A 251-nucleotide genomic window follows, 5' to 3' on the forward strand; every position below is an offset into this window, starting at 1 on the left:
AGGTCACAAGCAAAGCAATCAAAATCGAACCGGCAAGGAAAGGCCAACCCTCGCGGGCAATAATCGGGTGGGGATAGTGAGGTGTATTCATCGTAGGGAGAAGGTTAACCCAAAAAAACACGCCCCGAGGGGCGTGTTTGAACTGCATACTGATTTAAATCAGATTAGTTCTTTGTTTTATCAACAAGTTTGTTGGCAGCAATCCAAGGCATCATGGCGCGCAACTTGGCACCAACGACTTCGATTTGCGA

At 47.4% G+C, this 251-nt stretch carries 1 pseudogene; it reads right to left on the bottom strand.

Going from position 1 to position 251, the window contains the following annotated elements:
• Window positions 1-91 (bottom strand): annotated as a pseudogene (locus tag QWY27_RS15370) (phosphatidylserine decarboxylase); the annotation flags it as partial.
• Window positions 92-251: the final 160 nt, after the last annotated feature.

The organism is Zwartia vadi, assembly GCF_030410375.1.
GTDB classification, from domain to species: domain Bacteria; phylum Pseudomonadota; class Gammaproteobacteria; order Burkholderiales; family Burkholderiaceae_B; genus Zwartia; species Zwartia vadi.